The following is a 22,778-nucleotide window of genomic DNA, read 5'->3' as shown; positions in this document are numbered from 1 at the left end:
ATCTATGAAAAATTACCCTAATTTTTAAGTATTTGGAACTAGAATTTCATAGATTTCCAATATTTTTATTATTTAAAATTGCACTGGAATACATAATGATATCGGTCTATTCTTGGCAGAATTGTAGTGCATAACCTAAATCTCTTCTTCTTATATCCGATATATAAATATAAACTCTACGAAGTGAGGATGAGCGTACGTTGGCAATCATAAAAAAGCGACTCGGGGACCTGCTGGTAGAGAACGGTATTATCTCGCAGGAACAGCTGCATGAGGCTCTGGGTGAACAGCGCAAGACCAAACGCAAGCTCGGAGACCTCTTAATCTCGCAGGGCTATATCACCGAACAGCAGTTAATCGAAGTATTGGAATTCCAGCTGGGCATTCCGCATGTCAGCTTGTTTAAATATCAGATTGATCCGGCAATCACGCAGATTATTCCGGAGAGTATGGCCAAGCGCTATCAGGTACTGCCATTTATGAAAGAGGGCGGGAAGCTGATGGTTGCCATGGCCGATCCGCTGGACTATTTTGCCATTGAGGATCTGCGGATGAGCACCGGGTTCAAGATTGAACCGGCTATTTCTACCCGGGACGAACTCCAGCGGGCGATAGCCCGGCATTACGGCATGCGCGATTCAATGAGCCAGATGATGGTAGAACTTCCTACCCAGGAAGAGATTGAAGAGACGGAGATTACGGACGAGGACTCGCCGATTGTCCGGCTCGTTAATCAGATGATTCAGCAGGCTGTTGCGCTGCGGGCATCCGATATTCATGTCGATCCGGGCGAGAATAATCTTACGATCCGTTACCGGATCGACGGAACGTTGCGGACGGAGCGTGTCATTCCTAAACAAATGCAAGGCTTTATTACAGCCAGGTTGAAGATTATGGCCAAGCTCAACATTGCCGAGCGGCGGCTTCCTCAGGACGGCCGGATTAAGATGCAATTCGACTACAAGATGGTCGACATCCGCGTGTCCTCTCTGCCCACGATGCACGGGGAGAAAATTGTACTCCGGCTGCTCGACCTAAGCACAGGTATCAAATCGGTGGACAGCCTCGGTTTCAGCGAGCCTAATTATGCTGCGTTCAGGGACATGATCGCCAAACCTTACGGCATTCTGCTGATTACAGGGCCAACCGGAAGCGGGAAGACCACTACACTGTATTCTGCACTGAACCAGCTTAACGTGGAGAGTTCCAATATTATCACGGTCGAAGATCCGGTGGAATATCAGCTCGAAGGGGTCAATCAGGTTCATGTGAATCCTGCGGTGGGACTGACTTTTGCAGCGGGACTCCGTTCCATCCTGCGTCAGGACCCGAATATCGTGATGGTAGGGGAAATCCGGGATACAGAAACCGCCGAGATTGCAGTGAGAGCTTCACTTACCGGGCACTTAGTGCTGTCAACGCTGCATACCAATGATGCAGTCAGTACAATTTCAAGACTTCGGGATATGGGAATTGAACCTTATCTTATCGCTTCTTCACTAATTGGCGTAGTCGCCCAGCGTCTGGTCCGCAAGATCTGCAGCGACTGCAAAGAAACATACAAACCCTCGGAACAGGAAGCGATTGTCCTCCGTAAGCACGGTCTGCCGACTGAACGACTGCATCGCGGCCGCGGCTGCGGCAGCTGCAATACCACGGGCTACCGCGGACGTATTGCCATTCATGAGGTACTGACGATTAATGATCATCTGCGGGAACTGATCACGAATATGGCAACAGTCGAAGAAATGAAATCCGCTGCCCGGACAAGCGGGCTGGTACAACTGATGGAGGACGGATTCCTTAAGGTTACGCAAGGCATGACTACCCTTCAGGAGGTTCTGCGCGAGACGGTGTCACACTAACAAAACCATTAAGAAGATGGACTGATTTCGAGGGAGGAAGAAGCCGATGACGACATTCACAAGAGACATAATAGAGCTGCTCCATATGGCCTATTCCTCCAAAGCTTCCGATTTGCATATTTCCGTAGGTTCTCCGCCGGTCATGAGGATTGACGGAGCGCTTCACCGGATTGAAGGAGAGGCCGTCAACCCTGAGGAATCGGCCGCGATGGCCGAATTGCTGATGGGCGAACGTCACAGTAAGACCCTTGCCGCTGCAGGGGAGGCTGATTTTTCCTTTCCGCTGGAGAATGGAGTCAGGTACCGGGTGAACGTCTTCCGCCAGCGCAGCGGCATCAGCATCGCTGCACGGTCCATACCGGCAGACATTCCTTCATTACAACAGCTCAGCATGCCGCCGCTGCTGGCATCTCTGGCCAGGAAGCCCCAGGGCTTGATCCTGGTGACAGGCCCGACGGGTAGCGGTAAATCTTCCACACTGGCAGCCATGATCCACTCCATTAATCAATCGGAGAGCAAGCATATCGTTACGCTTGAAGATCCGATCGAGTTCCTGCACGGGCACGGTACATGTCTGGTCGACCAGCGGGAAGTTGGCAGTGATACGGACAGCTTCTCAAGCGGGCTGCGTGCTGCCCTGCGGCAGGACCCTGATGTGATTCTTGTCGGGGAGATGCGCGATTTGGAGACGATATCGGCCGCCATTACGGCAGCGGAAACAGGGCATCTGGTATTGGCTACGCTGCACACCACGGATGCACCGCAGACGATTGACCGGATCATCGATGCTTTTCCGGGCCATCAGCAGGGGCAGATTCGCTCGCAGCTGGCCTCAGTCCTGCTTGCGGTCATTAGCCAGCGGCTATTCCCCCGGGCTGGAGGACGCGGCCGCCTGTGCGCAACAGAAATTCTGGTCAATACGCCAGCTGTCGCCAATCTGATCCGGACAGAGAAGACACACCAGATTAAAAATGTCATGCAGACGGGCCGGGCGCTTGGCATGCATACACTCGAGATGAGCATCCGTGAATATCTGGCCCAAGGGCTGGTTCAACCGGATGCAGCCAAAGCCTACATGAATGAGGTGGGCAGCTGATGGCATTGTTTGAATATCAGGTCAAGACCTCATCGGGCAGACAGATCAAGGGTAAGTTGACCGCATCGGACAAGCCTGCGGCGATGGAAGAGCTTCGCAAGCGCGGTCTGACCGTATTTTTGCTGGTAGAACGCAAGACCTCAATCATGCAAATGGAGCTTTATATCGGGAATCCAGTCAAGACGATTCATTTCATCATCTACTGCCGCCAGTTCGCCACCCTTATGCGTGCGGGGGTCTCGATTGTGGACGCAACCCGGATTTTGGCAGAACAGACCGAGAGCAAACCGCTCCGTAAAGCACTGCAGGATGTCGGCTCCAGTCTAATGCGCGGAATAGCCTTTTCTCAGGCTGTGCAAGACCATAAGAAAATTTTCCCGCCGCTGTTTGTCAGCATGATCCGCGCAGGCGAAGAGTCTGGGAATATGGAAGGCACGCTGGAGCGTCTGGCAATGTTCTTTGAGAAGCAGCATACAACGACCGAAAAAATCAAGTCCGCGCTGACCTATCCGATCACCGTCGGAGTGATGGCTATCGGAGCGGTAGTCTACCTGCTATGGGCCATCGTCCCGCAGTTCGTCACTATGTTCGAGTCGATGAATGCGGAGCTGCCGGCCATTACGAAGATGGTACTGGCACTTAGCAAAAGCATTCAGGGGCAGTGGTATTTCTGGATCCTCGGAGTGCTGCTGGTGATCGCGGCGTACCAGGTAGCCAAGCGGACGGAGAAAGGCGCCTATGCAATTGATTATGCCAAGCTGAAGCTGCCGGTGTTCGGGAAGCTGAACCAGAAAGGCTCTATCGCCCAGTTTACCCGTACCTTCGCTTCGCTATATGCCAGCTCCGTCCCTATCTTACAATCGCTGGCGATTGTGGAGGAGGTGGCGGGCAATAAAGTGATCGGGAAGTTTATCCGCAGTGCAGGCGATTCCTTGCGGCAGGGTAAACCGCTGTCTGAGCCGCTAAAGAAGGCATGGGTCTTCCCGCCGCTTGTTACCCAGATGATCGCCATCGGAGAAGAAACGGGCGCTCTGGATACCATGCTGTCTAAGGTCGCCGATTTCTATGAGATGGATGTAGAGAATACGGTTGACCGCCTGAAATCACTGCTCGAGCCGCTGCTGATTGCCTTTTTGGCCGGTGTAGTTGGGGTTATAGTGGCAAGTATTATGCTGCCGATGTTCAGTCTGTACGGTAATATGTGAGCCTTGCGGTTCCTTGTATATATTGAGAGGGGTGACGCCGGGAAGGCGGTGTGGAGTCCAAGAAACTTTCACGTGTGCTGGATGATGGGGGATTTGTTTCTATATCAGGGCAAGGCAGCAAGGAAGACTAGAAATTGTAGAATAAGTTTTCTATCGGCACTACAACACTACTAAATTCAAGGGGGAAATTGAAATGTTGGCACAAGCTATTAAAAAAAGATTGAGCAAGGAAGAGAACCAGAAGGGGTTTACACTGATTGAGCTCTTGGCGGTTATCATTATTCTGGGGATTATCGCGGTTATTGCGATTCCAATGATTAGCGGAATTATTAACAATACAAAAGAAGACTCGGATTTGGCAACAGCAAGACAAGTGTACGAAGCTGCAAGGATGTACACAATAGCTGAAAAGGAAGGTGTTTTTACAAGTACAGCAGCTTATTCAATAACTGTTGAAACTTTAAAGTCACAGGGTTATTTAGAACCCGGTATTGTTCTTCCAAGTACAAAAGAGGCATTGGCTAATGCTAGTAAAGTTACTTTTAGTGCTGATGGTACTTTAGCTGATACTGCTGCAGTTGATCTCAGAACAGCTACTTTAGATACTGATTCAGAGGCAAAGCAATTTTCTGAAGAAGAGATACTAAAGACTAAAAGAACTAATTAACTATAGTAATATTTCTAAGGAATCGGAACCATTCCGATTCCTTTTTTAAAATCCCTGAAAGGGACCCTACACTACCATGACTATATTCATCGCCATTTATATCACGTTGCTCGGACTGGTACTTGGTTCGTTTTTTAATGTGGTGGCACTGCGGGTACCGGCGGGAGAGTCGCTGCTGCATCCACCGTCACGCTGTCCGAAATGTAATACAAGGCTGGGTGTGCGTGATCTGTTCCCGGTCTTCAGCTATGTGCTGTCCGGCGGGAAGTGCCATCACTGCGGCGTGAAAGTTTCCCTGTTATATCCGATGGGTGAAGCGGCGACGGGACTCCTGTTCCTCTGGATGTATCTGGAGCTGGGGCTTACGCTGAAAGGGCTGGTGGGGCTGCTGCTGGCCAGCTTGTCGGTTATTATTACGGTCTCAGATCTGAAGTACATGCTGATTCCGAATAAGGTGCTGCTGTTTTTCCTGCCGCTCTTTCTGGTACTGGTTCCCTTTATGGCGGAGGAGCCGCTCTGGGTTCATCTGCTTGGTGCGCTGAGCGGAGGCGGCGTTCTTTTGCTGCTTGCGCTGTTTGGCGGTATGGGAATGGGGGATGTCAAGCTGTTCGCGCTGCTGGGCTGGATTCTCGGCTGGCCGAATGTCATTGTGGCCTTTCTTATTGCCTGTGCGTTTGGTGCGGCAGTTGGCGGAGGCTTGCAGCTTGCAGGTCTTGTTCAAAAAAAACAACATATGCCATTCGGACCTTTTTTGGCGTTCGGCACACTGGTTGCATTGCTGTATGGCCCGGACATCATTGGTTTCTATCTCACGTTTATCGGTTAGGAGGGTTATCATCGCATGCTTGTACTAGGTCAACAGGCGATTGGGATTTCGATTGAAGAATCTGCGGTTCGCTACATCAGCTTAAAGAAAAATAAGACCTGGGAGGTCCGCAAAAAAGGGACGCTTGCCCTGCCTTCCGGAATGATCGTGGAGAACCGGGTCGCAGACAGCGAGGCACTGCTTGGTGCCCTCAAGCCTTGGGTGAAGCAGCAAGGACTGAGGGGGGCGAGGGTATCCTTAGCCATCCCGCCGGCACAAATCATTATCCGCAAGATGAGCATTCCGAGCACGAACGAAAAAGAGCTGGAACAACTCGTGAAGCTGGAGGTCGAAACCGGCCTTCATCTGCCTTTTGAGAATCCCGTTTATGATTATGTGACAACAGGGGTAGACGAGGAACAGAGTCAGCTGCTCGTTTTTGCCGCACCCCGGCAGTCCATTCAGGACTACATTGATGTATTGGAAGCTGCAGGACTGCGGGTCTTAAGTGTTGAAATATCTGCCACTGCCCTTGCCCGTACCATTACTGCCAGCCAGGGAGAACTGTTTAACGAGACGATGCTGATCCATCTGGAGCAGTCCATGCTGGACATTTATATGTACCGGGACGGTAACCCCGTATTTAGCCGGACGATTAACGTAGCAGATTTACATCAGAACAGAGTGGAAGCACCTAAGGGTCCTGAGATGACTGCGTATGTCGCGGAAGCGGCGGCCTCTTTGGAAATGCCTGAGGAAGTGCTGTCACCTGAGCAAATGGTCGAGATCACTGCCGAGATATCCCGGATGCTGAATTTCTATCAATACAGCTTGCATGATGGGAGCACCCGTATCAGCAATGTGCTGATTACAGGGACGCCGGGCATACGCAGACAGCTTCACACAGAACTGCGTCAGTCCCTGTCCGAACAGGAGATTATCCCGGTCAATCTGGATCAGCTGGAAGCTGATACAGGGCAGGACCCGGAGCTGAACAACTACCGTGTCGCTACTGGAGCCGCTTTCGGCCATCGTATCCGCCATATTGATCTCTTGCCCCGCGAAGATAGGGAGGCTGTGTTGTTCCCTTACGTGGTAATCGCGCTCGTAGGACTTTGGCTGCTGGGTTCACTGGGGATCGGCATTTATTTTGCTTCAGGGAAGGGCGAATTAAGTGACCAGCAGCAGCAGCTGCAGGGACTTCAGGACCGGAGTGCCATGCTGCAACGCGAGTTAACCCAGCTTAATAACGGAGGGTCCGCCAAACTGGACCGCAAGGCAGCAATAGATGAGATTATGAAGTATAAATTAAACATCGTATCTGTGTTAAATGAACTGGCGGAAGGATTGCCGCAAGGCAGTGCTCTGCGGAATATCAATTATACCTATCTCACCTCGATTGATCTGACCGTGAGCGTTCCGGGAATGGAGCAGGCTTCCGAATATCTGGTTAAGCTGCGGAAGATGTCCTTTACTGTGGATGCATCCATCGAGAAATTGTCCGAAGGTGAAGCCGATTCAGGGTCTGCTGCTTCACTGGCCGGAGCCTACACCGCCATTTATAAGGTAAACCTGAAAGAAGATAACCAGGGGACAGCTACACAGAATAATGAAGGGGGAGCTGCAGAGAATGGAACAGATCAATAAATATCGTTCACCCATAGTACTCGGGGTACTTGTGCTGTTTCTGCTGCTGTTCGCCTTCTTCATGTTTGGGGTAAAGCCGGTTAACCGCCAGATTGAGGATCAGGATCTGCAGATTGGACAGCTAGAACAGCAAAACGGGCTGTTGAAAACGAAGATTGACGAGTTGAAGAGTTCATCTGAAGCCAATCAGGAACAAGAAGCTCTGCTGGCACAGCTTCCGCGCGGCGACGCCAGCGAACAGCTTATACTTGATCTGCGGACGATCGGCAGTTATACGAATGCAAGGCTTAAGGATATCGGCTTCGCCATTGGTGAGAACAATCCCATTCAGGAAATGACGGGCTCGGCCGATATCGCTTTTCCTACGGTCAAGCAGCTGAAAATGACAGCAATCGTGGAAGGGGAGTATACCAGTATCCGGAACTGGTTGACTGCGCTGCAGCTTATGCCGCGTATCATCAATGTGGATTCTTTTAGCTTCCAGCAGTCGGAGGATTCGGCTGCAAATGGGGAGTCCGGAAGCATTATTACAGCTAATATCTCTTTCACAGCTTATTATGAGGATGCGCCGGATTCCCCGAAGACAGAGGCACAAGTTGCCATTAAGTAACAAAATAACCTAGAACCTGTTAGTGAAATATGCAACGGATCCCAGCTGCGCCTTCTTATCAAATGAAGGCGGAGTTTTTTTGTTCCCATCCCCCATAAATCCGTTTTCACTCCTATATGAATTGGGTATTTTAGCTTACAAGCCGCCGTAAAGTATAAAGTAACGGTCATTGTAATGGAAGTAACTGTGATCTACTTGGTGAAGCAGAACAACAAGGAGGAATTGAGAATGAACAAGAAGTGGATGATAGGTTCGTTGGCTCTGGCACTGGGGCTGGTGTCGGCAGGGAGCGGGGCAATGGCAGCGGTGCCGGACACCGGGAGCACGGCCATAAAGACGGTAGCGGTTTCTGTACCGGGTAAAGAGGGCCCGGCCACGATTAACAATCTGACGGTGAAAAGCATTATTCCGCTCGTCGTTCACGCCAAAAAATTGTATACCTACGCCAGCGGGAGCGGCAATGTATACAATCCGGAAACATTCGTATACAACGGTATGAATTACCGGTTCCTTTCCAGCGATCTTGGCACCAAGCAGCAACTGATGAATTACATAAAAAGAGCCTACACGCACAATGCCGCCGCCTTTTATGTACAGACACAATTCCTGGAGTATAAGGGAAGAATGGCGCAGGTGAATGCCGATGTGGGCAACGCGCTTCAATATGATAAGGCTACAGCCATTATGGTCTCCAAAACGGCAACCACCGCGGTATTCGAATTGAGTGTGCCACAGCCTGACGGCCAGGGGGCGAATGAAATGGTAGTCGTCAAATTGAAAAAAGTGAACGGCTACTGGAGAATCGATATGTCACCGGATACCTTATTCTAAGGCAGGTAGTAGATACAGCTGGTTATAGCGGAGGATAACGCCGGGCTGGGGGAACATGCCTTACTGCCGGGAGCAAAGCATGTCTGAAGGGTAAATGACACCGGCGAGCTTGCCTTGCGAGGTAATAATGATGCAATCATTTTTCATCATGTCGGGGCGGTTCATGGCTTCAGCCAGTACAGAGGCGGCAGGGGTGGATAGATCGGCAATCAGGGGCTTGCGGTTCATCAGCTTGGTTATCGATTCCCGGTAAAAGTGGTCCGTACCCATGCGCCCGGTAGCTCTTAAAAAGAAACGTTCACACATCAGTATGCCCACTGGCTCGTTCCCTTCATTGCAGACAACGATGCATTTTGATTCCGGATGCTGGAACATGACGCGCATCGTTTCACGGCAGGTGAGCGAAGCCGGAACGGACGGGGCGCTGCGTAGCACGGCGGACAATTCAGAGGTTAATACGGTGCTCATATTTCTTCATCCTTTCTTCTGGAGGTCTTCCCCCAGTGTAACGCGCCTGCGTAAACTCCAATAATTACCAAAGTAATGACTGTGTAAAATAATCGGCGTAATTTCAGCAGTGTTATAAAGCTACACAAAAAGACGGTCAGAACGTATTCTGAACCGTCTTTTTGCTGTGCGCTCTGAATAGCGGTTATTTTCCGCTGTCCGTAATTTTTCTATTCACTGCTGCTCACGCCGTCTTCCACCAGCGGCTTCTTCAGGGATTCCGGCCGGGCCGCATTGCTCATGCCGCCGCGGTTGATGGCGATCACCTGCTTCTGGGCAGGATACACATCGCGGGAGAGCTTCTTCTTCTCTACGGCTTTGCCGTCAACGAAACGGGTGATATAGGTTTCGACGATATACCCTGGCTTTCCGCTCTGCAGAACACGGGTACCGCCGCGGGGCAAAGAGGAATCCGCTACATATTTAGCTGCGGGCTGCAGCACCTCAACCGTTTGGGATTGAACGGAATAGTAGACATTTCTCGGGAAGGTGCCGAACAGCTTTACAGTTAGCGTCCGGCCCTGGACCGCCGCCTTAATAATTAGATATTTACCGGTATTATTGCGGAAACGGAAATTGATATACCCTTGGGAAAAGGTCGCATCCTGGCCTTTGGGCAGATAGCTGACCGGCAGGGAGTGATTGCGGCGTTCCACAATCTCCAGGCCGGAGCGGAGGGCCGCATTGTAGAGCGTGCTGGAGACCTGGCAGATTCCCCCGCCGGTGCCGGGCTGCAGCTTCCCGTTCACAATAACCGGCGCTTCGCGGAAGCCGGATTCCGCCTGGGCTTTTTCAATCGCTTTGCCGTAGTCGAAGACAGCCCCCGGCGGCAGCATCGTGCCGTTGACCGCTTTCGCTGCGGCCTCCACGTTGAAGGTACGGCCTGGACCGCTTAAGCCGAGAGAGGTGCTGAATTGCGAAATCTTACGCTCAATTCCCTGGTCCTTCAAAGCCTTCAGTGTTACAGCCGGCTCTTGAACGGTTAATGGCACTTCAAGGGTAATGCGCTTACCCGTCAGGAACTCTGTGCTGCTGAGCCGGGCAGGAAGGGCTGCCCGCAGGGCGAGCTCCAGTCCATGCCAGTCGACCTTATATGAGGTCGTTTCCGGGGTGTAGATGATTTGATCATCTCCGGTAATATGGCGGGTCGCATCTGCCGGAACGCCGAACGATTCCCGTTCCCAAGCCGGACTTAAGCTGCTCTGCAGCTGCTTAATCTCCAGATGAATGCCGAGGCCCCAAGAGCTGGCAAAGCTCCGCCGGGCTTGGACACGATGGAGCAGTCCTCCGTCTGTTAACTCTTTTAGCCCCCGGAGAAATGCCTCTGCTTCATAAGTGGTTCCGGCCTGCTCCAAGGTGACGGTCATCTCGGTATTTCCCTCCGCCCTGAGAATCAGCGGGACCGCCTCCAGGGCATTCAGCCTCGCGGCTAGTCCGCTGCGGACTTCGGATATATCCATTCCGCTGATATCCCAGCCGGCGATCCGGGTGCCCTTGGGGACCGTCTGCTGATTTCCATATATATGAAGTCCCCCGGCCAGAAGGGATCCGGCCAGAAGTAGCCCGATTACGGTGATGAGGGCGGCGTGTTTTTTTTTCATCTGAAAAACTCCTTCAGGGCGGCGGATTTGCGCTGCCATGCAGCGCGCCGGATAAAGTGGGCCTACAATGATCCCTTTTTGAAGCAGATATATAGAAGCAGAAGTGCCGGCGGGCAGGATTTTCTCAACAATGGAGCGAATGTAATACTGTTCTGAGACAGCCGGACAAGAGCCGGTAATTTATATATATGTGCGATGCCTGTAAAACTTTCGGGTACTCAAGCAGTTACAGATTTGTTACAATAGATACGCCTGCGGTAATTTGTGCAGTTTATGGAAGCTTCCGCGGTTTGATGTCGAAACTGAAGAACCGGCGGAATATGTCAGAATCGGGAAGTGATAATTTTGATCGAAATGCAGGATGTCTGGAAGACCTACCCCAACGGAACCCACGCGCTTCAGGGGATATCCGTCAAGATCGACCGCAATGAGTTCGTGTATGTCGTCGGACCATCCGGCGCAGGGAAATCAACGTTCATGAAATTAATTTATAGAGAAGAGACTCCGACGAAGGGACAGATCTCGGTAGGCGGATTCAACATAGGTAAGCTCAAACCGCGCAAAATCCCGTACGTCCGGCGTAATATCGGCGTAGTGTTCCAGGATTTCCGGCTGCTGCCGAAGCTGACGGCCTACGAGAATGTTGCGTTTGCGATGGAGGTTATCGAAGCGCCGAAGAAGGTTATCAGGAAACGTGTCCCTGAAGTGCTCGAATTAGTCGGCCTGCGCAGCAAAGCGAACCGCGAGCCCTCCCAGCTCTCAGGCGGGGAACAGCAGCGGATTGCCATTGCCCGGGCGATTGTCAATAACCCTTCCGTCATTATTGCGGACGAGCCTACCGGCAATCTGGACCCCGAGACTTCCTGGGGAATTATGCAGCTCCTTGACGAGATTAATTTTCGCGGCACAACGATTGTGATGGCTACCCACAACAGGGATATTGTCAACAAAATGCGCAAACGGGTGCTGGCGATCGAGAATGGTAATATTGTCAGAGACCAAGTGAGAGGGGAATATGGTTATGAGTTTTAAAACCTTCTTGCGGCATGTGCGGGAAGGCTTCAAAAACGTATTCCGCAACGGCTGGATGTCGGTGGCTTCCATCACATCTATTGTCGTCTCCTTATTCGTGCTTGGTGTCTTTATACTGCTTGTGCTTAATGTTAATTCTATCGCTGACAAGGCGGACAGCCAGGTGCAGATCAATGTGCATCTGACGCTGAATACCGACGAGAAGATGCGTGAAACGCTGCAGAATGAAATCGGCAGTATGCCGGAAGTCAGCAAGGTAGAGTTCGTGTCCAAAGAGCAGGGCCTTAAGGAATTCCGTGAGGATATGGGACCGGATGCCGCCGAGCTGCTGGAAGGCTTTGACGAAGATAATAATCCGCTGCCGGACAAGCTGCTGGTAGAGGTCATTGAACCTACCACGGTTCCGTTTGTAGCAGATAAGATAGAAGCACTAAACAAAACGCATGAAGAGCAGCCGATATATAAAGTAAACTACGGCAAAGGCTCCGTAGAGACGCTGTTTAAGATTACGCGCGCTGTGCGCAATATAGGCTTTATTTTTGTAGCAGGTCTGGCCCTGATGTCGATGTTCCTGATCTCCAATACGATTCGGGTAACTATTCTCGCCCGCCGCAAGGAGATCGGCATCATGAAGCTGGTGGGGGCGACGAATTATTTTATCCGCTGGCCGTTCTTTATTGAAGGAGCGCTCATCGGGCTGATTGGTTCACTCGTGACCTCTGGAGTACTGTACATTGGATACAGCAGTCTTACGAATTCCGTACAGGGAGATCCGATGCTTGGACTGCAGCTGATCCCGTTTGAAGATATCTGGGTGCTGCTCTGCGGGCTGCTGGTCGGTCTGGGCGTACTGATCGGCGTCTGGGGAAGTACCGTGTCAATCCGCAAATTCCTGAGAGTATAGGACTGTTCACTGTAAAAGGAACTTTAAATAAATGAGTAAAAGGATGGGGAGTGCGAGTTGAAGAAGATTGCCGCCGGATTAGCCGTAGCACTGCTGGCTGTCACTTTATTAGGGCCCTCTGACGGATATGCCAAGAAGACAACGGTTTCTGAAATAGATCAGCAGCTGAAGAAGCTGCAGCAAGAGGTGCAGGCCGCCAAGGCAGCACAGGATCAGGCTGCTTCCCGTAATCAGGTAGCCCAGCACTATAAGAACAAAACAACGCTGAATCTCCAGTATGTGCTGGATCAGATTGCCCAGGTCAAAGGCGAGATGACGACCATCTCCGGCAAAATCGCCAGCACAGAGCAGTCGCTGAATGTGACGGCGGCCGAGCTGGATGAAGCAGAGGCGCGTGTTGCTTCGCGCGAGAAGCTGCTGGAATCCCGTGTCCGGCTGATGTATACAGATGGGGCAGTTTCATATCTTGACGTACTGCTGTCTTCAACGAGCTTCTCGGATTTCCTGGACCGGGCCGACTCGCTGAAGATGATTGTAGACCAGGATCAGGATCTGCTGGTGCAGCATAAGCTGGACAAGCAGACGGTGATCGCGAAGAAGCAGGAGCTCGAGGGGCAATACGCCCAGGCTAAGCAGCTTTATACGGATCTGGAATCCCAGCGCACGGTGCTTAAGGAGAAGGAAGCCGAGAAGCAGGAGCTTATCGCTTATTATGATGAAGAGATCCAGGAAGCTGATGAAGTTACTGAAGAGCAGAACGCCAAGCTGGTGCAGCTGGCCAGCGAACGTTCGGCGCTTGAAGAGCAGAAGGACAAAATAAAGGCGGAGGAAGCGGCACGCAAAGCAGCTGCAGCCAAGGCGGAAGCGGCGCGCAGAGCAGCCGCCGCAGCTAAAGCCAAAGCCTCCAGAAGCGTCAGCAGTTCTAGTTCCTCGTCGGACTATGCCGGAGGTAACGGACCGTTTCTGCTCCCGGTAGGCTCGGCGCGGATTTCCTCGGGGTACGGTTACCGGACACATCCGGTAACCGGTGAGGTCGGCAAAATGCATACCGGCGTAGACTTTGCGGTTCCGCAGGGGACAGACATTCATGCCGCTGATTCCGGCACCGTACTGGTCGCCGAATGGTGGAGCGGCTACGGATACTGCGTGATTATCGACCACGGCGGCGGTGTATGGACACTGTACGGCCATATCCGTGAAGGCGGGATTAAAGTCAAAGCCGGCGAGAAGGTAGACAGAGGCCAGGTCATCGCCGAATCGGGATCGACCGGGCGTTCTACAGGCCCGCATCTTCATTTCGAGGTGCGGATTGACGGTAAAACCGTTGATCCGATGCCGTATCTCTAAATTTTAGGCCTAATAAATATTAATACACGCTGCGGCATATACTGGAAGAGATACCGTCCTTTCCGGACGGCTACGGGATACACGAGCTCTACATGAAGGGACGGTGGTAACATCATGTTAAAGAAAAGCACGGCGGCCTTTATGATCGTCGCTGCGTTGTTATGCGGCAGTCTCCTGACCCTGGGCGTTACCGGCTATGCGCAAGTCTTCGGACAAGCTGCCGGTGAAGGCGTGGCTGCGGTTTTGCAGACCAGCGGCTTACAGGAGAAGGAATCCCAGAAGCTGGGTACCGCGCTGAGCCTGATCGAATCGAACTATTACGAGGCTGTAGACCGGGACAAGCTGATCGACGGTGCTGTCAACGGTATGATGGAAGCACTGGGCGACCCTTATTCCAATTATATGGGCAAAGAAACCGCCGAGAAATTCGAAGAGAGTATTGAAGGTTCCTTCTCAGGAATCGGTGCGGAGGTATCCTCGGATAACGGCAAGGTCGTCGTTGTCTCGCCGATCAAGGGAGCGCCGGCTGAAAAGGCCGGGATACAGGCTAAGGATATTATTCTGTCGGTGAACGGCGAATCCCTGGACGGGCTTGAGCTGAATGATGCAGTGGCCAAGATCCGGGGGCCTAAGGGCAGCAAGGCTACCCTCAAGGTTCAGCGTACAGGTTCTGCGGAGCCGCTGGAGTTCGTGATTACCCGCGATGATGTGAAGCTGGAAACCGTCTATGCCACCATGGAAAAGGACGGAGTCGGCGTAATCGAAGTGACCCAGTTCTCCATGAACACCGCCGAGCGGTTTAAGGAAGAGCTGGCTAACCTGGAGAAGAAGGGCATGAAGGGACTCGTCATTGATGTCCGCAATGATCCCGGCGGTGTATTACAGCGGGTCGTTGAGATGGCGGAGCTGTTCGTCCCTAACGGCAAGGCAATCGTTAAGATAGACGAAAAGGGCAAAGCGCTCGAAGTTATTAAATCGAATGGCTCAAGTAAAGATTATCCGGTCGTTGTTCTGATGAACAAAGGCAGCGCAAGCGCATCGGAGATTCTGGCCGGGGCTCTGCAGCAATCGGCCGGAGCCAAGCTGATCGGCGAGAATTCGTTCGGCAAGGGCACGGTGCAGACAAGCTTTGAGAAAGAACTTGGGGATGGCAGCCTGCTCAAGATTACCATTGCCAAGTGGCTGACACCGGACGGTACCTGGATTCACGGTAAGGGTATCAAGCCGGATATCGCTGTAGCGCAGCCGGATTACTTCTCGGTTGCACCGATTAACAAGAGTGTGACCCTGCAATATAACATGAACAGCTCGGATGTGAAGAGCGCGCAAACCATGCTGGACGGTCTGGGCTACAAACCGGGCCGCAAAGACGGATACTTCGATGCCGGGACAAAGAATGCGGTGAAGAAATTCCAGAGTGCATCGAAGCTGCAGGCAACAGGCATTATCGATGCCAAGACGGCAGAATCACTCGAGCTGGCCCTGATCAAGGTCATTCAGGACCCGGCCAATGACAACCAGCGCAACAAGGGAATCGAAGAGGTGCGGAAGGAAATTAAGGAAGCGGCGTCGAAAAAGTAAGAAGGCTGAATTCAGCCTTCTTTTTTTAAATATATTAATTTATATGTTTTACGCTATAAATTCTCCTTCTATTTTTCGCAGAAACGGATACCGTCCCTAATCGGACGGCGAAGCCGTTTCTTCTTAGTAGAATTATTTCGGTCTGTGTTGTGAGTGAGTAAAAGGAGTGTGACGACGGTTTGAATGATATGCTAGAACTGCTTACAAGCTTGGGCACAGCGGTCATACATCTGCTGATACAGCCTTATTACTATATTGCACTTATATTTATTGCCCTTTACTACCGCAGACAGGTCGCGCTGGAACGCAAACTGATTCATGTGAAGCAGCACAGCTGGGGCGCGGAAACCTGGCGGACGATCTGGAGCGGACTTATGATGGGGCTGCTGGTTTCACTGGCTGCTGTAGCCTTGGGGATCTCTCTCCCGCCTGATGCTGTAATTTGTATCTGGATCGTCAGTCTGATCCTGATGTTATTCCGTGTGCGTTATTTATGCTTCGCTTACTCCATAGGCTTGTTAGGGATTATGCAGTTTATCTTCTCCTTCTTTCCAGATGCGCTGCAGGACGGAACAGCCGGCAGGCTGGTAACGGCGCTGCGGGAGATGGACATCCCGGCGCTGCTTGTGCTGGCCGCGCTGCTTCATCTCGCGGAAGCGCTGCTCGCGCGCTGGCAGGGCGCGCGGCTGGCGACCCCGCTTTTCCTGGCAGGCAAGCGCGGCAAGGTCGTCGGCGGCTACCAGCTTGAGGCCTTCTGGCCGCTGCCGCTGTTCCTGCTGATTCCCTCCGGAACGGGAATCAGCGATCTGCCATGGCAGCCGCTGCTGGGCGGCGGGCTTGGCCTGGTGTCTTTGCCGGTCATCATCGGCTTTAGCGAGATGACCCAGAGCCTGCTGCCCGGGCGCAAGGCTGCCCGCACGGCAGGACGGCTGCTGGCGTACAGCACCCTGTTGCTGGGCGTCAGCCTGCTGGCCGCCTGGTGGAGCCCGCTGACGCTGGTCGCGGCGCTGCTCGCGCTTCTCCTGCACGAAGGCTTAAGCTGGTACAGCGCTCTGGAGGAGCGCAGTACCAGTCCCAGCTTCGTGCATCCGCCCGTCGGCCGCAAGGTGCTGGCCGTACTGCCGGGCAGCCCGGCGCAGGAGCTGGGCATCCTGCCGGGTGAAGTGCTGCTGAAAGTCAACGGTGTCCTGTTGACCGATGCGGCGCAGCTGCATGAAGCGCTGCGCATGAACCCGGCGTACTGCAAGCTGGAGGTGCAGAACCGTGAGGGCGAGAGCAAATACCTGCAGCGGCCGATTTATGACGGGGACCACCACCAGCTCGGCATGATCCTTGTGCCGGAGCCGGATGAAGCGGTAACTGCTGAGGCGAAGCCGTCCAGTATCTTTGGGATTATCGGGATGAAGACGGGAACCCGTACACGCCGCAGAACGCTTTCGGCAGGCGGGCTGCAGCGGGCCAATTCGGCACCATCCCAGCCAAGCCAGCCGGACCTGACTAAGCAGGAACCGGCAGAGGGCTGACACAGGGCAACAACTCCATATCTATAGCTAAAGGCCAGCTTCTGCGGTACATGCAGGAAGCTGGCCTTTTTTATATGGTATTTACTTCTCCCGCCGGCTTTTCAGATAAAAAATAGCGATCTGTGTCCGGTCACGCAGGCCGAGCTTGCTAAGAATATCGGTGATGTAGTTTTTAACCGTTCCCTCGCTAAGGAACAGCTTTCCGGCAATCTCTTTATTGGTCAGGCCTTCTGCAATGGATGATACTACGGCCAATTCAGCTTTGGTCAGACCGTAAGCGTCAAGCTGGGGCTGCTCCGCTGCCTCCGGCCGTGAAGCCGGCTGCAGAAATCCGGCCATTTTCCGGGCGATGTCGGGGTGGATCAGCATGTTGCCTTCATGGACGGTTTTGATGCCCTGAATAATCCGGTCCGGCGGGATGTTCTTCAGCAGATAGCCGCTGGCCCCGTTGCGCAGCGCTTCGATAATATACTCATCATCGTCAAAGGTAGTCAGCATCAGTACGGATATCTGCGGATAGGATGTTTTGATGCGGCGGGTTCCTTCGACGCCATCACAGTTCGGCATCCGTATATCCATCAGCACGACATCGGCCTGAGGCAGTTCATGGAGCAGTGCGAGTGCTTCCTGTCCATCGCCCGCACTGCCCACGACTTCAATCTCAGCATCCAGTCCGACCAGTACCTTCAGACTCTCGCGGATAAAAGAATCGTCGTCCACAATCACTACTTTTATCATTAATTTTGCGCTCCTTGGATTGGATTTGTTATGGAATATGAGGCTGCTTATAGTCCCCCTGCCGGTAAACCGGCAGCCGGGTAATTACGGTGAATGGCGTTTCCAGGCGCAGCTCCAGTGTCCCGCCAATCAGGCGGGTACGCTCATGCATACCTTCCAGTCCCATCCCGCCGCCGCCGGGCCGGAGCCTGCGGAGCTGATCTTCTTCAGGCAGTGTCCCGTTGTTGCTGACCTCCATGACAACCTCATGCTCACTGTAGAACATGGAGATCCATACGGCGGTCGCTTTTCCATGCCTCAAGGCATTGGTAAGTGACTCCCGGGCATTTTTATAGAGTACGACCTGAATGCTGGGATATAGCGGAAAAGGATAGCCATGCACCTGATAAGATGTCTTAATGCCGGTATCACGGCCGGTCTCCTCCAGCAGCTGATCCAACGCATAAGCGCCCTCAAGCTGCGGAGAATGGTTCACCTGCCTGATCGCGGCACGCATATCATCCATGCTGGCGGCGAGCTGGTCGCGGATCTGGCCCATCATGTTCATCCCTGTCTCCGGAGCAGCCGGCAGGGTATGGATCGCGGCTTCGACCATCATTTTGACCCGGATCAGGCGGTGGCCGATATCATCATGCAGCTGGCGGGCGATCCGGATCCGTTCCTCGGCGGTAGCTGCCTTCTCAACCTGTGCGGTGAACTCCAGCAGCCGGTTACGGGCCTCGTCCAGTTCGAAGTGTTTTTTGCGCAGCTCGTCATATAGAAACAGGGTGTCTTCACGGCCGCGTCCTGTCCTGCGCAGCAGCTCGTTCAGTGCAGCTGCAAGCAGAAAAGTGAGATTCATGTAGGCCCGTTCGTACGGTGCTGCGGAGCTGAAGGCCACATTCAAGGCAGCCAGATGAAGCAAGGCGAGCAGCACGGGAACCCGCTTCGGCTGAAACCGGGAATAACAGAGCATCGCAGAAATCGCCGGGAAAATCATCAGCATGCCATACGTTTGGCACATCCAGGCGCTGTACAGCAGTTCAAGGGAAACGGCCAGAACAGGCAGTGATTTAGGCAGCCTGACACCGATCGTTGCCAGCAGCAGCTGCACCAGGAGATAGAAGGTGAATAATCCATAATCGGAGTAGTCGTATGTATATACAGAAATTAAAGCCGGAACAACAATAAGACCGTAACGGATTAGCTTCAGTTCTCTGGTCAAGTGGTTCATCCTTTGTATTGAAATATAAGACTGGCGGAGGCTACTTTCATCTTAGCATATTCCTCTCCCGGTTCAGGAGATGACTTTAGTCACCTAAGCAAATGACTTTACGTACCTTCGGATGCGTCCCGGATGCGCTACAATTGAACTATAGAAGCGATAAGAACAGGAGAGATGTGCGGATGACTCTTGCGGTACTCAGTGATGTGGTGAAACGGTATGATCAGAAGCTGACGGTAGACCACGTGAATATCAATATTCAAGAAGGAGAAATATTCGGGCTTCTGGGGCCAAACGGCGCGGGAAAAAGCACAACGATCAGCATGATATGCGGCCTGCTCAAGTATGATTCGGGTGAAATCCGGATAGACGGACTGTCAGTCAAAGATCAGCCGATAGAGGTCAAAAAAAGAATTGGCCTGGTCCCCCAGGAGCTGGCTTTGTATGAAACATTGACGGCAGCGGAAAATGTGCGATTCTTCGGCAAGCTTTACGGGCTGCGGGGCAGTCTGCTTAAGGAACGGACGGAAGAGGCGCTTGCTTTTACCGGCCTGAGTGACCGGGCCAAGGAGAAGCCGTCCACCTTCTCGGGCGGGATGAAGCGGCGGTTAAACATCGCTTGTGCGATCATGCACCGCCCGAAGCTGATCATTATGGATGAGCCGACCGTCGGCATTGACCCGCAGTCGCGTAATCATATCCTGGATTCAGTCAAAGCCTTGAATAAGCTTGGTTCTACGATTATTTATACCAGTCATTACATGGAGGAGGTTGCGGCAATTTGCGACCGGGTGGCCATTATGGATAAGGGGCATATCATTGCCTGCGGCACGGAGAAGGAACTGCGTGAACGGGTCGCCCATGAGGAGAAAATTGTCGTGAACGCTCTGAATATTACACCGGCGCTGATTAATGAACTGGGCAAGCATCCGCGGATCAATCGTGTTGAGGTAGTGCAGGATGCGGTAGAGCTCTATCTGCCGTCTTCGCAAAGTGAGCTGCAGGACATTCTGTTTATTTTTGCCAAGCATGAGGGGGTCATTGTCTCCCTGCACATTGAAGAGCCGGATCTGGAGACGCTGTTCCTCAGTCTGACCGGACGGACCCTGCGGGACTGAGGAAGGGGAGAAGCGGAAATGAATATTTGGACGATTATGACGTATGAGCTGCGCCGGCAGTTGCGTTCACGCACGTTGCTGTTGAATATGCTTTTGCTGCCGCTGGTGCTGATTTTTCTGCTGGGGGCTTCACTCTCCGGGGTTGTGGGCGTAGACGGCTCGGAATCGGTGGATCCGGTAAAGACGGCTATAGTGTATTCCTCGGCTGCGGATGCCGGGAAATCGGCAATGCTTGAGGATTTTGTGAAATCGGATGAGGTTAAGGATTACATTATTCCTGTGGAAGTCGGGACCCGGCAGGAGGCGGAAAGCGGGCTCCGCACGGGCAAATACGGATACGCAGTCATTGTGCCGCAGGGTTTTGACAGCGAAGTTCAAAGCGGCAAAAAGGCGGAGCTGGAGTTCATTCTCGGCAAAAACCATAGTGACAACACCGTTGCAGGCACAGTGTTTGACAACTTCCTCAGCGCTATCAATTACAAGCAGGCGGCAGCAATGACGCTTGGTCCGGCAGCGATCACGGCAGCTTTGCCGATGGCGGCTGAACAGTCTGCGGTGAAACTTGGGGACCTTAACAATGGCGGGAAAACCTACAACGCCTCCCAGTTCTATGCGGCTTCCATGCTGCTGATGTTTCTCCTGTACAGCGGATTTACAGTTAGCCACTCTCTGTTCAGCGAGAAAGACAGCCACACCCTCTTCCGCATCAACTCCATGCCGGTAAAAGGCTCACAGCTGTTCATCGGCAAAATGCTGGGAGTCGGTGTTGTGACGGTGCTGCAGTGTGCAGCAATTATTTTCTTTACCGATGTGCTGTTCGGTGTCTATTGGGGCAACCGCCCGGGCCTGCTGATGCTGTTCTGCCTGCTGATGATTATTGCCTCGATGACATTCTCCATTCTCATCTGCATGTTCAGCAAAACAAGAACAAGCGCTATTAATATCATCAACATTGTTACGGTAGTTATGACCTTTCTCAGCGGGGGGATGGCGCCGCTTCCGGATGCATGGGTGAACAGCGTGGGTGCCTTTACAATAAACCACTGGGAGCAGCAGGCCATGATCCGGATGATGCTGCATTCCGGGTTAGGGCAGATTTTACCGAATTTGCTCGTAATGTCGGTTATTTGCCTCGTTTTGTTCAGCGCGGCTCTGTTCACATACCGAAAGGTGGGTTACCATGAATAACATTTTGACGATCGGCTGGAATATGGTTAAACGGACTATCGGCACCCGCAGAGGGATGCTTATGTATATTTTGCTGCCGAGCATCGTGGTTGCAGGAATTATTTCGATTACCGGAGGTGTAGCTGAGGGCTCTGATACAACCTTACTGTATACCAATAGGGATACAGGCGCCGGAGGAAAACATCTGCTGGCCGAACTGGAGAAAACCGGGGATTACAAACTGGTGGAGAGCAGTGATGAGGAGAAGATGAAGGAAAGTGTAATCGGGCAGAAAGGAGTGGCCGGACTCCTGATTCCGGCTGACTACACAACCGAATTACTGAACGGCACTCAGCCGCAGCTGACCGTCTACGAGCTGAAAGCATCGGAGGATTCGGTTCTGATCAAAATGAAAGCTGCTGCTATCGCCGGCGAAATGCTGGTGACGGCAGGGACGGTGAAGGGGGCCGCCGGTGCGGGTGAGCCTGAGGCGCAGTTTACCGCGATTCTGCAGCAGGCGGAGCAGCATAACGTAGGAAGTATACGGACCGATTATAATCTGTATCCCCGGCAGACACTTGGAATCATAACGGGCTTGACGCTGATGTTCCTGATGAACCTGGTAACCAGTACAGTCAACTTAATTATGGATGACCGCAGAGGCCGGACAATGATGCGAATGTACAGCGCTCCGGTCCGTGCTTATGAAATTGCCCTGGGCAACTTTCTCGGCAGCTTTCTGGTGGGAATCATTCAGATTGCCGTTGTGCTGTCGTTGGGCAAATGGGTGCTGCGCTATGACTATGAAATACCGATGTACCTGTACTTCCTGGTGCTGGCTGCGTTTATGCTTGTATCGATGGGTATCGCCGGTACCGTAGCCGGCCTGATCCGCAATCCCCGTAATGCGGGGATGCTGAACGCACTCATTCTTACGCCGACCTGTATGCTGGGCGGATGCTTCTGGCCGCTCACCATCATGCCGGAATATATGCAGAAGGCGGCCAATTTCACTCCGCAGAAGTGGGCTATCCAGGCGGTGGACATTGCTGCCACCGGCGGCGGCTGGAATGAGCTCTGGCTTCCCTTTGCGGTACTCGGCCTGATGGCGGCAATTCTGCTGGCTTTCGGATCCGCGACTCTCCGGCCTAATGAGGCAGGTATCAGCGCTTAAGCAGTCAGCCGCGTTCAGGATCATAGTCATTGTGATTAGCGGAGCCTGCTGCTCCTGGTCGAAAGTGACCGGGAGCAGCAGGTTTGCTTTTTTTATTCTGCAAAATAGTTGCTAATGCTACAATGTAAACGGTATCATAAGAGAGGGCCGCCAAGA

Annotated in this window: 20 protein-coding genes; 16 read left to right on the top strand and 4 right to left on the bottom strand. The window is 52.7% G+C overall.

Annotated elements, in window-relative coordinates; all coding sequences use genetic code 11:
- The first annotated feature begins 200 nt into the window (after positions 1 to 200).
- The 8 genes from QU597_RS26415 (at position 201) to QU597_RS26380 (ending at position 8,726) form a co-directional block, all read left to right on the top strand.
- Positions 201 to 1,865: a GspE/PulE family protein gene (locus tag QU597_RS26415; RefSeq protein WP_310830477.1), complete on the top strand. Its 1,665-nt coding sequence runs from the start codon at positions 201 to 203 to the stop codon at positions 1,863 to 1,865.
- 46 nt (positions 1,866 to 1,911) lie between these two features.
- Positions 1,912 to 2,961 (top strand): type IV pilus twitching motility protein PilT, encoded by a 1,050-nt coding sequence (locus tag QU597_RS26410; RefSeq protein WP_310830476.1) that lies wholly within the window; start codon positions 1,912 to 1,914, stop codon positions 2,959 to 2,961.
- Positions 2,961 to 4,166, top strand: a complete 1,206-nt coding sequence (locus QU597_RS26405; RefSeq protein WP_310830475.1) for a type II secretion system F family protein — start codon at positions 2,961 to 2,963, stop codon at positions 4,164 to 4,166. Before QU597_RS26410 ends, QU597_RS26405 begins: the two co-directional genes overlap by 1 nt.
- A gap of 193 nt (positions 4,167 to 4,359) precedes the next feature.
- Positions 4,360 to 4,833, top strand: coding sequence for a prepilin-type N-terminal cleavage/methylation domain-containing protein (locus QU597_RS26400; RefSeq protein ID WP_310830474.1), 474 nt, complete (start codon positions 4,360 to 4,362; stop codon positions 4,831 to 4,833).
- A 76-nt stretch (positions 4,834 to 4,909) separates the two neighbouring features.
- Positions 4,910 to 5,659 (top strand): prepilin peptidase, encoded by a 750-nt coding sequence (locus tag QU597_RS26395; RefSeq protein ID WP_310830473.1) that lies wholly within the window; start codon positions 4,910 to 4,912, stop codon positions 5,657 to 5,659.
- Positions 5,660 to 5,674: 15 nt separating this feature from the next.
- Positions 5,675 to 7,285: a pilus assembly protein PilM gene (pilM, locus tag QU597_RS26390; protein ID WP_310830472.1), complete on the top strand. Its 1,611-nt coding sequence runs from the start codon at positions 5,675 to 5,677 to the stop codon at positions 7,283 to 7,285.
- Complete coding sequence (locus QU597_RS26385; RefSeq protein ID WP_310830471.1) at positions 7,269 to 7,895, top strand: type 4a pilus biogenesis protein PilO; 627 nt, start codon at positions 7,269 to 7,271, stop codon at positions 7,893 to 7,895. The genes pilM and QU597_RS26385 overlap by 17 nt, the downstream gene beginning before the upstream one ends.
- Before the next feature lie 228 nt (positions 7,896 to 8,123).
- Positions 8,124 to 8,726: a DL-endopeptidase inhibitor IseA family protein gene (locus tag QU597_RS26380; RefSeq protein WP_310830469.1), complete on the top strand. Its 603-nt coding sequence runs from the start codon at positions 8,124 to 8,126 to the stop codon at positions 8,724 to 8,726.
- A gap of 60 nt (positions 8,727 to 8,786) precedes the next feature.
- Here QU597_RS26380 and QU597_RS26375 read toward each other — a convergent pair whose 3' ends face one another.
- Together QU597_RS26375 and QU597_RS26370 are read right to left on the bottom strand one after the other, a co-directional pair.
- Entirely contained in the window at positions 8,787 to 9,194 is a 408-nt protein-coding gene (locus tag QU597_RS26375) for a CBS domain-containing protein (RefSeq protein WP_310830467.1), read from the bottom strand.
- A 209-nt stretch (positions 9,195 to 9,403) separates the two neighbouring features.
- On the bottom strand, positions 9,404 to 10,834 hold the full coding sequence (locus QU597_RS26370; RefSeq protein WP_310830466.1) for a VanW family protein: 1,431 nt from the start codon (positions 10,832 to 10,834) through the stop codon (positions 9,404 to 9,406).
- Positions 10,835 to 11,179: 345 nt separating this feature from the next.
- On the opposite strand from QU597_RS26370, the gene ftsE reads away from it, so the two are divergent.
- From ftsE to QU597_RS26345, 5 genes are all read left to right on the top strand, one after another.
- Positions 11,180 to 11,866 carry a cell division ATP-binding protein FtsE gene (gene ftsE, locus QU597_RS26365; protein ID WP_054942228.1) on the top strand — a complete coding sequence of 229 codons (687 nt, stop codon included), beginning with the start codon at positions 11,180 to 11,182 and terminating at the stop codon, positions 11,864 to 11,866.
- A complete protein-coding gene (gene ftsX / locus QU597_RS26360; RefSeq protein WP_310830465.1) occupies positions 11,856 to 12,770 on the top strand; it encodes a permease-like cell division protein FtsX in 915 nt (304 codons plus the stop codon). The genes ftsE and ftsX overlap by 11 nt, the downstream gene beginning before the upstream one ends.
- Before the next feature lie 57 nt (positions 12,771 to 12,827).
- Positions 12,828 to 14,117, top strand: a complete 1,290-nt coding sequence (locus QU597_RS26355) for a murein hydrolase activator EnvC family protein (protein WP_310830463.1) — start codon at positions 12,828 to 12,830, stop codon at positions 14,115 to 14,117.
- 114 nt (positions 14,118 to 14,231) lie between these two features.
- Complete coding sequence (locus tag QU597_RS26350; RefSeq protein ID WP_310830462.1) at positions 14,232 to 15,698, top strand: S41 family peptidase; 1,467 nt, start codon at positions 14,232 to 14,234, stop codon at positions 15,696 to 15,698.
- 179 nt (positions 15,699 to 15,877) lie between these two features.
- A complete protein-coding gene (locus tag QU597_RS26345) occupies positions 15,878 to 17,221 on the top strand; it encodes a PDZ domain-containing protein (protein ID WP_370656215.1) in 1,344 nt (447 codons plus the stop codon).
- Between the two features lie 81 nt (positions 17,222 to 17,302).
- Here QU597_RS26345 and QU597_RS26340 read toward each other — a convergent pair whose 3' ends face one another.
- Together QU597_RS26340 and QU597_RS26335 are read right to left on the bottom strand one after the other, a co-directional pair.
- Positions 17,303 to 17,959, bottom strand: a complete 657-nt coding sequence (locus QU597_RS26340) for a response regulator transcription factor (RefSeq protein WP_310830461.1) — start codon at positions 17,957 to 17,959, stop codon at positions 17,303 to 17,305.
- 28 nt (positions 17,960 to 17,987) lie between these two features.
- The gene (locus tag QU597_RS26335) at positions 17,988 to 19,163 is read right to left on the bottom strand and encodes a sensor histidine kinase (RefSeq protein WP_310830460.1); all 1,176 of its coding nucleotides are present in this window, start codon (positions 19,161 to 19,163) and stop codon (positions 17,988 to 17,990) included.
- Between the two features lie 182 nt (positions 19,164 to 19,345).
- Between QU597_RS26335 and QU597_RS26330 the strand changes: the two genes are divergently transcribed.
- From QU597_RS26330 to QU597_RS26320, 3 genes are read left to right on the top strand one after another with little or no spacing between them, the layout of a single operon-like run.
- The gene (locus tag QU597_RS26330) at positions 19,346 to 20,281 is read left to right on the top strand and encodes an ABC transporter ATP-binding protein (protein ID WP_310830459.1); all 936 of its coding nucleotides are present in this window, start codon (positions 19,346 to 19,348) and stop codon (positions 20,279 to 20,281) included.
- A gap of 18 nt (positions 20,282 to 20,299) precedes the next feature.
- Entirely contained in the window at positions 20,300 to 21,469 is a 1,170-nt protein-coding gene (locus QU597_RS26325; protein ID WP_310830458.1) for an ABC transporter permease, read from the top strand.
- Positions 21,462 to 22,622 carry an ABC transporter permease gene (locus QU597_RS26320; protein WP_310830457.1) on the top strand — a complete coding sequence of 387 codons (1,161 nt, stop codon included), beginning with the start codon at positions 21,462 to 21,464 and terminating at the stop codon, positions 22,620 to 22,622. The genes QU597_RS26325 and QU597_RS26320 overlap by 8 nt, the downstream gene beginning before the upstream one ends.
- Positions 22,623 to 22,778: the final 156 nt, after the last annotated feature.

The sequence above is a fragment of the Paenibacillus pedocola genome (assembly GCF_031599675.1).
Classification (GTDB): Bacteria; Bacillota; Bacilli; order Paenibacillales; family Paenibacillaceae; genus Paenibacillus_AQ; species Paenibacillus_AQ pedocola.
The sequence above is the reverse complement of the archived record's forward strand: the minus strand, read 5'-3'. Positions and strand labels throughout refer to the sequence as shown.

What these genes read in the sequence shown, in the direction of transcription:
- QU597_RS26370 (WP_310830466.1), bottom strand. Translation starts at nt 10,834, where the DNA reads ATGAAAAAAAAACACGCCGCCCTCATCACCGTAATCGGGCTACTTCTG.
- QU597_RS26400 (WP_310830474.1), top strand. Translation starts at nt 4,360, where the DNA reads ATGTTGGCACAAGCTATTAAAAAAAGATTGAGCAAGGAAGAGAACCAG.
- QU597_RS26325 (WP_310830458.1), top strand. Translation starts at nt 20,300, where the DNA reads ATGAATATTTGGACGATTATGACGTATGAGCTGCGCCGGCAGTTGCGT.
- pilM (WP_310830472.1), top strand. Translation starts at nt 5,675, where the DNA reads ATGCTTGTACTAGGTCAACAGGCGATTGGGATTTCGATTGAAGAATCT.
- QU597_RS26340 (WP_310830461.1), bottom strand. Translation starts at nt 17,959, where the DNA reads ATGATAAAAGTAGTGATTGTGGACGACGATTCTTTTATCCGCGAGAGT.
- QU597_RS26395 (WP_310830473.1), top strand. Translation starts at nt 4,910, where the DNA reads ATGACTATATTCATCGCCATTTATATCACGTTGCTCGGACTGGTACTT.
- QU597_RS26405 (WP_310830475.1), top strand. Translation starts at nt 2,961, where the DNA reads ATGGCATTGTTTGAATATCAGGTCAAGACCTCATCGGGCAGACAGATC.
- QU597_RS26385 (WP_310830471.1), top strand. Translation starts at nt 7,269, where the DNA reads ATGGAACAGATCAATAAATATCGTTCACCCATAGTACTCGGGGTACTT.
- QU597_RS26375 (WP_310830467.1), bottom strand. Translation starts at nt 9,194, where the DNA reads ATGAGCACCGTATTAACCTCTGAATTGTCCGCCGTGCTACGCAGCGCC.
- QU597_RS26330 (WP_310830459.1), top strand. Translation starts at nt 19,346, where the DNA reads ATGACTCTTGCGGTACTCAGTGATGTGGTGAAACGGTATGATCAGAAG.
- QU597_RS26350 (WP_310830462.1), top strand. Translation starts at nt 14,232, where the DNA reads ATGTTAAAGAAAAGCACGGCGGCCTTTATGATCGTCGCTGCGTTGTTA.
- QU597_RS26320 (WP_310830457.1), top strand. Translation starts at nt 21,462, where the DNA reads ATGAATAACATTTTGACGATCGGCTGGAATATGGTTAAACGGACTATC.
- QU597_RS26380 (WP_310830469.1), top strand. Translation starts at nt 8,124, where the DNA reads ATGAACAAGAAGTGGATGATAGGTTCGTTGGCTCTGGCACTGGGGCTG.
- QU597_RS26410 (WP_310830476.1), top strand. Translation starts at nt 1,912, where the DNA reads ATGACGACATTCACAAGAGACATAATAGAGCTGCTCCATATGGCCTAT.
- ftsX (WP_310830465.1), top strand. Translation starts at nt 11,856, where the DNA reads ATGAGTTTTAAAACCTTCTTGCGGCATGTGCGGGAAGGCTTCAAAAAC.